At 38.5% G+C, this 9,604-nt stretch carries 10 protein-coding genes, 1 pseudogene and 1 riboswitch; of the genes and pseudogenes, 9 read left to right on the top strand and 2 right to left on the bottom strand.

Annotated features, from left to right (window positions below):
- Positions 1-562, top strand: a pseudogene (locus CVD27_RS28440) (hypothetical protein); the annotation flags it as partial.
- Positions 563-628: 66 nt separating this feature from the next.
- Here the strand turns inward: CVD27_RS28440 and CVD27_RS26625 are convergent.
- A complete protein-coding gene (locus CVD27_RS26625) occupies positions 629-1,918 on the bottom strand; it encodes a glycosyltransferase (RefSeq protein WP_101652150.1) in 1,290 nt (429 codons plus the stop codon).
- A gap of 97 nt (positions 1,919-2,015) precedes the next feature.
- On the bottom strand, positions 2,016-2,225 hold the full coding sequence (locus CVD27_RS26620; protein ID WP_101652148.1) for a hypothetical protein: 210 nt from the start codon (positions 2,223-2,225) through the stop codon (positions 2,016-2,018).
- 284 nt (positions 2,226-2,509) lie between these two features.
- Between CVD27_RS26620 and CVD27_RS28435 the strand changes: the two genes are divergently transcribed.
- From CVD27_RS28435 to CVD27_RS26585, 8 genes are all read left to right on the top strand, one after another.
- Complete coding sequence (locus CVD27_RS28435) at positions 2,510-2,659, top strand: hypothetical protein (RefSeq protein ID WP_180960465.1); 150 nt, start codon at positions 2,510-2,512, stop codon at positions 2,657-2,659.
- Positions 2,660-2,963: 304 nt separating this feature from the next.
- Positions 2,964-4,334, top strand: a complete 1,371-nt coding sequence (locus CVD27_RS26615; RefSeq protein WP_101652146.1) for an alkaline phosphatase — start codon at positions 2,964-2,966, stop codon at positions 4,332-4,334.
- A gap of 92 nt (positions 4,335-4,426) precedes the next feature.
- Positions 4,427-5,110, top strand: a complete 684-nt coding sequence (locus CVD27_RS26610; RefSeq protein WP_101652144.1) for a DUF4352 domain-containing protein — start codon at positions 4,427-4,429, stop codon at positions 5,108-5,110.
- A gap of 99 nt (positions 5,111-5,209) precedes the next feature.
- A riboswitch (TPP riboswitch) is annotated at positions 5,210-5,318 on the top strand.
- 103 nt (positions 5,319-5,421) lie between these two features.
- Entirely contained in the window at positions 5,422-6,051 is a 630-nt protein-coding gene (locus CVD27_RS26605; RefSeq protein WP_257984499.1) for a thiamine phosphate synthase, read from the top strand.
- Entirely contained in the window at positions 6,048-7,175 is a 1,128-nt protein-coding gene (gene thiO / locus CVD27_RS26600; RefSeq protein ID WP_101652142.1) for a glycine oxidase ThiO, read from the top strand. The genes CVD27_RS26605 and thiO overlap by 4 nt, the downstream gene beginning before the upstream one ends.
- A gap of 10 nt (positions 7,176-7,185) precedes the next feature.
- The gene (thiS, locus tag CVD27_RS26595) at positions 7,186-7,389 is read left to right on the top strand and encodes a sulfur carrier protein ThiS (RefSeq protein WP_101652140.1); all 204 of its coding nucleotides are present in this window, start codon (positions 7,186-7,188) and stop codon (positions 7,387-7,389) included.
- Between the two features lies 1 nt (position 7,390).
- Positions 7,391-8,158 carry a thiazole synthase gene (locus CVD27_RS26590; RefSeq protein WP_101652138.1) on the top strand — a complete coding sequence of 256 codons (768 nt, stop codon included), beginning with the start codon at positions 7,391-7,393 and terminating at the stop codon, positions 8,156-8,158.
- On the top strand, positions 8,155-9,174 hold the full coding sequence (locus CVD27_RS26585; RefSeq protein ID WP_101652136.1) for a thiazole biosynthesis adenylyltransferase ThiF: 1,020 nt from the start codon (positions 8,155-8,157) through the stop codon (positions 9,172-9,174). The genes CVD27_RS26590 and CVD27_RS26585 overlap by 4 nt, the downstream gene beginning before the upstream one ends.
- The last annotated feature ends 430 nt before the right edge of the window (positions 9,175-9,604 follow it).

Genomic DNA, 9,604 nt, shown 5'->3' with positions numbered 1-9,604 from the left:
TACTACAACTACTACCACTACTACCACTACTACAACTACTACCACTACTACAACTACTACAACTACTACAACTACAACTACATCCACTACATCTACTACTACGACTACAACTCAATGCCCAATTCCAAATCCGCAAACCTGCTGTGTTGCAACTGTTGAGTTTCTTACTCAATTAGTTCCACCAGCACTTGAAGGCACTGTGGAAATTACAGCAATTGATGTTGAAGCCGCTATTGAAGCTGTTTGTCCTGAAAAAGTAGTAATCTGTGGTAAAGTAATTAAAGAAATCACCTATACTGCGGTTGCGGCTGATGGCACTTTAACCCCTGGTACAGTGAGATTCGATGAAAGATCATTCCAATGTGTGATTGACCGTGAAGATGCTGATGAAGGAGAGGTTTCAGACTTTGTCATTGTAGGTGCTGATATCCTATGTCAAGCAAGTTCCTTCGTACAGAACATGGGCACAAGACCTGATATCAACAACCCTGGAGAAACTGTAAATGTCTTCTGGAAGCTCAGAGAGAAGGATTTGGTCAAGGTTTGTATCAGACGTGCTTAACCTTTAAACTTTAGACAACTCAGCATTTAAGGGAGGAAATCCTCGAGATTTCCTCCCTTTTAATTCTTAAAAAAAACTGATTAACGGCTCCAATTGATTATCCCATATCCATCTCGGGCTATATCTTTGTCTCGCCAGGGTTTTTGCCTGAATGACCGGGTTCTCCCGCATCCTATTTACAATAATTTGCCCATGTTCGTTTAAATACGCTTGTTCAGAAGGATTGTAAGCTTCATGTGTATCATAGCCAAAATTCCTTGCATCCCATTTCATAAAATAAGCATTCAAATTCTTCCCCAGTTCCTCCAATGCGGGCACCCGTTCATTTAATACAAGGTAATTCCCCCTGCTTGCCGCTTCCAAGACAGTTAATCCAAACGACTCAGAAAAAGACGGGCAAATAAATAAGTTGGATAAACTAAATAACTCCAAAACCGCCTTACGAGGAAACCCATTTTTAAATTCCTTTAGATCGGAAGTGAAAAAGAAATCCTCCATTTTCAATCCACAAGAGGATCCCTGTGTGCGAATAAAGTTTTTATAATTCTTTGACGGGATGTCACTGCTTGGAAAATCACAAAAAATTACTTTTACTGATTTTTCACAAGTCTTTTTGATGGCCCCACCTAACATGGCTACTTTCTCAAACTTTTTCCCAGGTGTTAGTCTTCCTGGATAAACAATTAATATATCTGGAGATTGCAAATCCACCTCTTTTGATAAGATCTGTAATTCCTCACTTGCAAAGCTTAATAAATCCAAACTGTTATTGACTGCCCGGCAGCGTCCCTCAGGAACATTATACTGTTTGGCAAGTGCCGACAATCCTGACTGTGTTGGATATACATAAATCGTGTTTGGCATGGCAGAATAACGAGCAGAAAACGGCCATTTTGGATCAGGCGGCCGGTTTACAGGAGCAGAATGGGTAAAAGCGATAAATTTAAGCCTCGGTAATTTTTCCTGTGCTTTACGAATCGCTACATTATGAACTAGATGCCATCCCTGATAATGAATGTCGTGCATGATACAAACATCGACATCAGCTAGTTTTGTGAGCAAGTCTGCTGCAATAACATCAGCTTCTTCAAAAAATGTTTTGTGTACTTTCCCATCCGGCTGCGAATAATCCTGCCAATGAATTTGTTTTCCATTGATTGAATTAACGACCTTTTCCCATTTAATCCTTTTATCCTGAAACACCCCATACAGATTATCCATTGGACAATTTTCACTAACAAGTAATACCGGTTCTAGCCCCGCATCTAACATCATACGAAGCTGTTCTGCTACAACATTTACTAAGGAGTACGTACTATCAAGTCCATTGAACATTGTAAGCAAGGCTACTTTCATAAAATATACCTCCCTTTAAAAACATAAGACATAAAAGTATATTCATTAAGCAGCTTTTCCTGTGCTTAATTTCATCGATACTTAAGCTTTTTTCTTATTAAAGTGGATTATCCTTCTCTGTGATAAACCATCCCTCTGGCTTTTTTTCTATATTAAATACAGTTTCATCAAATTTTTTTCTGAGCACTTTATATTCCTCATTTTCAAATTTCACCTGTGCAATTTTAATTTTTCTTACGGTTATTTCTGGCTTCTGTACTTCAAAAATTAGGTTGTTCATGATAAAGTAGGTTTTCTGCCTTTTCATTCTTCCCTCTCCTCCCTAACTTTTTCTTATATATAAAATTAGTCATCCATCCATAATATCCTTGTTAATTTGTAGTAAAGTAATTAACATTTTAAAAAAGTTCTCCACTACTTGGACATCTATGCTAAAAAGAGCTACTTTATGCAACATTTACAAATCCTTTTCATTCATTTAGCATTTACTTAACAAATCTTTATTAATATATGATTAGTGAGTATAGCTTGGGTTGCAACAACTTGAATTATTATTATATAAAAAATAATTCAATAAAAGGAGTGTTTTCAATGAAAGATCAATTAGTTAAGTATAATGGAAAAAAATATGTTCTCCTTCACCGCTACACATCTGACTATTGCGAAATCCAGGATATGAAAAACAAATATCACATTCTTCTGGTGGAATACTCCGAACTTTCTTTTTTTCAAATTAATTAGCAACGGAAATTAACTATTTATGCTCGTTAGCTCCATTATAGAAGCTGCAAGTATTCAATAAATTTAAATAGATACATTCAGAGCGCTTGGAACGTTTCACCGTTTCGAGCGCTTTTTATTTTATTAAATTTTTACTACCCTCATACTATTCAACCAGGACCAAAATCTCATAAAACTAAAACAAATCTTTACATTGGATACATAAAAGATTAACAATTTTTTTTTATAGTTTAATAGTAAACAAAAATTAAAATTTGATGAGAAATTCATTAACTTTTAATTAAAATTCTAGGAGGTTATCATTTTGTTTAAAAACAAACTAAAAAAGAAAATTCTACCGGTTGCTGTTCTATCCACAGTTGCTTTTGGGTCTTTGCTTGGTACCCTGAATCATGACGTCAAAGCAGATGAAGTACAACAACAAAACAATGCAGAAATCAAGAATGTTATTTTCTTAATTGGTGATGGAATGGGAGTTTCCTATACTTCTGCATATCGTTATTTAAAGGACAATCCATCAACTAAAGAGGTTGAACAAACAGAATTTGATAAATATTTAGTAGGACAACAAAAAACTTATCCAGAAGACCCTCATCAAAACGTGACAGATTCAGCTGCTGCAGCAACAGCAATGTCAGCAGGTATTAAAACCTATAATGCAGCCATTGGGGTAGATAATGATGGTTCATCTGTTAAAACTGTTCTTGAAGCAGCAAAAGAAAAAGGGAAATCCACTGGTTTAGTTGCAACTTCTGAAATCACGCATGCCACACCTGCTTCTTATGGAGCACATGATGTGAGCCGTAAAAATATGAACGCGATTGCTGATGATTATTACGATGAAATGATCAACGGCGGACATAAAATTGATGTCATGCTTGGCGGCGGCTTAAGCAACTTTGTTCGTCAAGATCGTGACCTAACAAAAGAATTCCAAAAAGACGGTTTCTCTTATGTTACCAACAAAGAAGAAATGTTAAAAAATAATAACCCTCGTATGTTAGGATTGTTTGCTCCAGGCGGAATGCCAAAAATGCTTGATCGTGAAGCATCTATGCCTTCTTTAAAAGATATGACTGAAACCGCCTTGAATAAACTAAGCGAAAATAAAAAGGGGTTCTTCTTAATGGTAGAAGGAAGTCAAATCGACTGGGCTGGACATGACAACGACATTGTTGCCGCGATGAGTGAAATGGAAGATTTTGAAAAGGCATTTAAAGCTGCCGTTGAATTTGCTAAAAAGGATAAGCATACGCTAGTTGTCGCAACAGCGGATCATTCTACAGGCGGATACTCCATCGGTGCGAGAGGTGATTATAACTGGTTTGGAGCCCCTATTGCAGCAGCAGAACGTACACCTGACTTTATCGCAGAACAAATCACCAAAGGTGCCGATGTAGAACAAACACTAAAAAACTATATTAAGTTACAATTAACTACTCAAGAAATCGATTCTGTAAAAAAGGCTGCAGCATCTAAGAACGTCACCACTATTGATAATGCGATTGAGACTATTTTTGACAATCGTTCCGTGACAGGCTGGACCACTGGCGGACATACGGGTGAAGACGTAAACGTATACGCATATGGGCCTGGCAGCAACTTGTTTGCTGGAAATATTGATAATACGGACCAAGCGAAACATATCTTTGATATTTTAAAAAATGGCAAGTAATCTTGAAAAAGAATCTTCTCTTCCCGTTGGACTTTTGATTTCAACGGGAACTTTTTTTAAAATTACTATCCAATCTGGAAGGTGACCCTGCTATGAAATTATTGACACCAATCATTTTATCTTTACCTTTATTCTTGTTTGGCTGTAATTCCGTTCAAAATATAGAACCTACTGCGAAAGCAACTGAAAAACAGGAACATATATCTGAAAAACAGAAAGAAAACAATCGAGCCAAGTCTTTATCTGATATCTATGTTCCTAACCCTCAAGTATCCAATGATACCGAGCTTCTTCAAGTTGGGCAAACGCTAAAAGACAGTAAAGGTACCATAACTTTAAAAGAGATTGCTGCACAGAATAAAAGTTATACTATTGGACCGATTGAAATGAGAATCAAGAATGTCAAACTGATTCACAATATGCCGACCTATTCGTTAATGGATTACTTTCATTATTACACAGAGAACTATGAAGAATTTGATTTTATTAAGGTGGAAGTGGAGCTAGTCAATAAATCAGATCAAACCGTTCATTTTGGACCAGTTGCTCATCTAACAACAAGTAATGGTGAGACCAAAACTTTCGAAGATGACTTTTATATAGAGTATTTAGGCGGCGAGATGGAGCCTAAGGGCTCCAAGCAAGGAGCACTTGGGTTTATAGTTAAAAAATCAACTCCTGATATCAAATGGGCTGCCATTCAAACCAGCGACGTGCTAGATGAAAACCATAAGGAATTGGGTAAGTCTCAAAGAATTAAAATTGATTTGAAATAAGTTATGGAGAATTCAATTTCATTTAAATAATTATTTGACATTTCTTACAATGGTGATAATATAAAACATGCAGGTAATTATTAAAAATTAATATAAAAATAAATCCGCTAGAGGTGCCTTTTTAAAGGGCTGAGATTGAAGTGCTACTTCGGGACTCTATGAACCTGATCTGGTTAATACCAGCGTAGGGAAGTGGAAAACGGGATATTTGAATGCGTACGCATATCATTTCAAATTATCAAACCACTTTCTTATATGGAAAGTGGTTTTTTTGTTTTTCACAGTTTCAATTAGCGGAGTCTTCTTAAGGGGTGACGCGAATTTTAACGAATGCCAAAGAATTACATATTATTTCTAACGGTAAGATGCCCATCGAGCAGTTACAGGAGATTTTGATCGATATCCACCCCTATGTAACGTCGATTCACTTACGGGAAAAGCAAAAGACAGCAAGGGAACTTTTTCAAGCGGTTGAACTGCTTTCAAAGAATATCCCCTTATCAAAACTGATCATTAATGACCGGGTGGATGTTGCTTTCACTACAAGAGCAGCAGGGGTTCAATTAGCCTTTCATAGTTTAGGGCCAATGATTGTAAAAAAAGCGTTTCCCCAGTTAAAGGTAGGATGTTCCATTCACTCCAAATCAGATGGAGAAAAAGCCTTACGGGATGGCGCCGATTACGTGCTATTCGGTCACGTCTTCCCTTCCCAATCTAAACCAGGTAAGACACCGAAAGGGATTAAGGAATTATCAAGGGTGACCCTGTTGGATATTCCGGTCATTGCGATTGGCGGGATTACACCCGAAAACACAAAACAAGTGAGTCAAGCTGGTGCAAGTGGGATTGCGGTCATGTCAGGAATCTTAGATTCACGTGATCCTTTATTAGCGGTCAAAGCGTATAGGAATGCTTTAAAAGATGGAGATGGAAAAAAGTGAAAAAAACATTTGATGTTGCCATTATCGGCGGTGGAATTAACGGGAGTTCAATTGCCTATCAATTATCAAAGATTGGGAAAAGAGTGGTTATCATTGAGAAAAACCATTTAGCTTGTGAAGCTTCCAGTGCAGCTGCCGGAATGCTGGCAGCCCAAGCAGAGATTGAACAAGATGGTCCCTTTTTTCAGTTAGCTTTAAAAAGCCAAGCAATGTTCTCTAACCTCTCAACCGAATTATTAGAAATAACCGGGATTGATATTGAGTTTGTTCAAAAAGGCATGATTAAAATCGCCGAATCCGAAGAAAATGTGAAAGAAGTTAAACAACAGGTAGCTTTTCAACGCAATTGGGATTCAGATATAGTGTGGCTCGATTCTCATAGTTTACGAGAACTGGAACCCTCCCTCTCCCCTACCGTGGCAGGCGGGATGTACCTACCGAATGATGGTCATGTGCAGCCGGCAAAATTATCGCTGGCCTTTGCAAAGGCGGCTGAACAATTAGGGGCGAAAATCCTTGAAAACACCGAAGCCCTTTCCTTTATCTATGAACAAGACCAGGTCATCGGGGTTAAAACCGCTTTAGGAAATATCCATTGTAACCAGGTTGTGCTTTCAACCGGTGCCTGGGCTTCAATTCTAATGCATGAAACAGGAATGGATCTGACTGTTTATCCGGTTAAAGGTGAATGTTTTTCCGTAAAGACAGATTCGCCCATCATTAACAGAACGATTTTTTCAGATAAACGATGTTACTTAGTTCCAAAACGAAATGGTGAAATCTATATAGGCGCCACCCAAATTGACCATACATTTGATAAAAATGTGACACCAGGTGGAATTAGTAAATTAGTAGAAAGAGCTGTTCAACTGGTTCCCGAGATTAAGAATGCCCCTTGGGAACGGGTTTGGGCTGGAGTTAGACCTCAAACCGGGGATGGCCTTCCCTATATTGGAGAACATCCATTATGGAAAGGGTTGTTCATTGCATCTGGTCATTACAGAAATGGAATTTTATTAAGCCCGGTTACAGGTACGCTTGTAGCTGATTTATTGGAAGGCAAACCAGATAAAACTCTGCTCTCAGCTTTCCGTCTTGATAGAAATAAAGAAATGGTGTATTAGGGGGGGACAAATGAAAATTTTATTAAATGGGGAATCTATTCAATTACCAGATGATATTGTAGCTGTTTCAGATTTACTAAAGCATTATGAAATCCATGATAAAGTTGTTGTGGTTGAGGTTAACGGAGAAATTTTAACAAAAGAAAATCATCAAAGTACTAGATTATCAGATAAAGATCGAATCGAAATTGTCCATTTTGTAGGAGGCGGTTGAAATGTTAAAAATAGGTCCATTATCATTTAATTCTCGTTTATTGCTTGGAACTGGAAAGTATCCTAGTTATGAAATCCAAAAGAAGGCGGTTGAAGTTTCCCAAGCGGAGATTTTAACATTCGCAGTTCGGCGAATGAATATTTTTGAACCAAGTCAGCCTAACTTTTTAGAACAGCTAGACACCAGTAAATATACTTTGCTCCCAAATACAGCTGGTGCAAAAACAGCGGCAGAAGCAGTGCGTATCGCTAAATTAGCTAAAGCATCAGGTCTTTGCGATATGATTAAAGTGGAAGTCATCGGCTGTGATAAAACATTACTTCCTGATCCAATTGAAACGCTGAAAGCAACAGAAGAATTAGTAAAGGAAGGATTTATTGTCCTCCCATATACCTCTGATGATGTCGTTCTAGCAAGGAAACTCCAAGAAGCTGGATGTCATGCGGTTATGCCAGGGGCTTCCCCAATCGGTTCTGGCCAGGGAATCATCAATCCAGTAAACCTTAGTTTTATTATCGAACAAGCGGTGGTTCCGGTGATTGTTGATGCCGGTGTGGGCTCTCCTGCCGATGCGGCATTGGCCATGGAATTAGGAGCGGATGGTGTATTATTAAATACAGCTGTTTCGGCAGCAAAAGATCCGGTAAAAATGGCCAAAGCCATGAGCTTAGCTATCGAAGCCGGACGCTTTGGTTATGAAGCCGGACGAATTGAGAAAAAAAGGTACGCTACGGCCAGCAGTCCTAAAGAAGGAATGAGTATCGGGTGAATAATCGCTACTCACGCCAAGAATTATTTCCCCCCATCGGGAAAGCAGGTCAGGAAAAACTATCAGCTAAACATGTTCTGATCATTGGGGCAGGTGCTCTTGGATCAGCCAATGCCGAAGCTCTTGTCCGTGCCGGGGTTGGTCAACTAACTATTGTTGACCGGGACTATGTGGAATGGTCCAACTTACAAAGGCAGCAGTTGTATACAGAGGAGGATGCTGAAAAAAGGCAGCCTAAGGTAATTGCTGCCAAGGATCGCTTAACAGCAATTAACTCCTCCGTGTCAATTGAGGCAGTGATTGCGGATGCCTCTGTTTCAGAGCTTGAAGAATGGGCACAAAAAGCTGACCTTATCATTGATGCAACGGATAACTTCGAAACCAGAATGATTATTAATGATGTATCGCAAAAGCATGGAGTTCCATGGATTTACGGTGCTTGCGTCGGGAGCTATGGAATCTCCTATACTATTATTCCTGAAAAAACACCTTGTCTGTCTTGTTTGCTAGAAACTGTACCTTTAGGCGGGCTAACTTGTGATACAGCTGGAATCATTAGTCCAGCTGTGAACATGGTCGTTTCTTTTCAAATCAGTGAAGCATTAAAAATATTGGTTGGTGACCTAAATTCTTTACGCTGCAAACTGGTTTCTTTTGATTTATGGAAAAACCAATATAGTGCCATTAAAGTAGATAAATTGAAAGATGAGGATTGCCCCTCTTGTGGGAAAAAGCGCTCGTACCCCTATTTGTCTTTTGAAAATCAAACAAAAACAGCGGTATTGTGTGGCAGAGATTCCGTTCAGATACGCCCTTCTCTTCCGATAATCCGTGATTTAGAGGCATTAGAAGACGTATTAATAAATCAAGGCGGCTCCATCCAGCGAAATCCTTACCTTTTATCTTTTAGCGTAGATCCTCACCGAATCGTCGTTTTTAAAGACGGAAGGGTGTTAATACATGGAACGAAGGATATATCTGAAGCAAAGGCACTGTACCATAGATATTTAGGATAAATATTAAGAGGCACCCTTCAAGGTACTCCCCTTAAAACATGGCCATCTTGAAGACTCGATGTTCTTACAATAAAAATGACTATCAAATAAAACATTTGATAGTCATTTAAATTAATTTCGGAAATTGTTTGGATACAATGGCTAGTGTAACTCTACAATTTACCAATTAGACGGTTATTGACTACCCTATTAATCATTTTTTGGATTACGATCGTCAATAAAATCTCTTGGCTACGCTGGTCAATCGATTTTTCGGTTTACGGTCGTCAATAACGGCTATTGACTACTCTGCTCAATCGATTTTTCTATTTACGGTCGTCAATAACGGCTATTGGCTACCCTGATCAATCGATTTTTCGGTTTACGGTCGTCAATAACGGCTATTGACTACTCTGCTCAATCGATTTTTCTATTTACGGTCGTCAATAAC

Origin of the sequence: Neobacillus cucumis (assembly GCF_002860255.1) — a bacterium.
GTDB lineage: Bacteria > Bacillota > Bacilli > Bacillales > Cytobacillaceae > Neobacillus > Neobacillus cucumis_A.
Note: the sequence above shows the minus strand (reverse complement) of the source record. Positions and strands in the feature narration are given on the sequence as shown.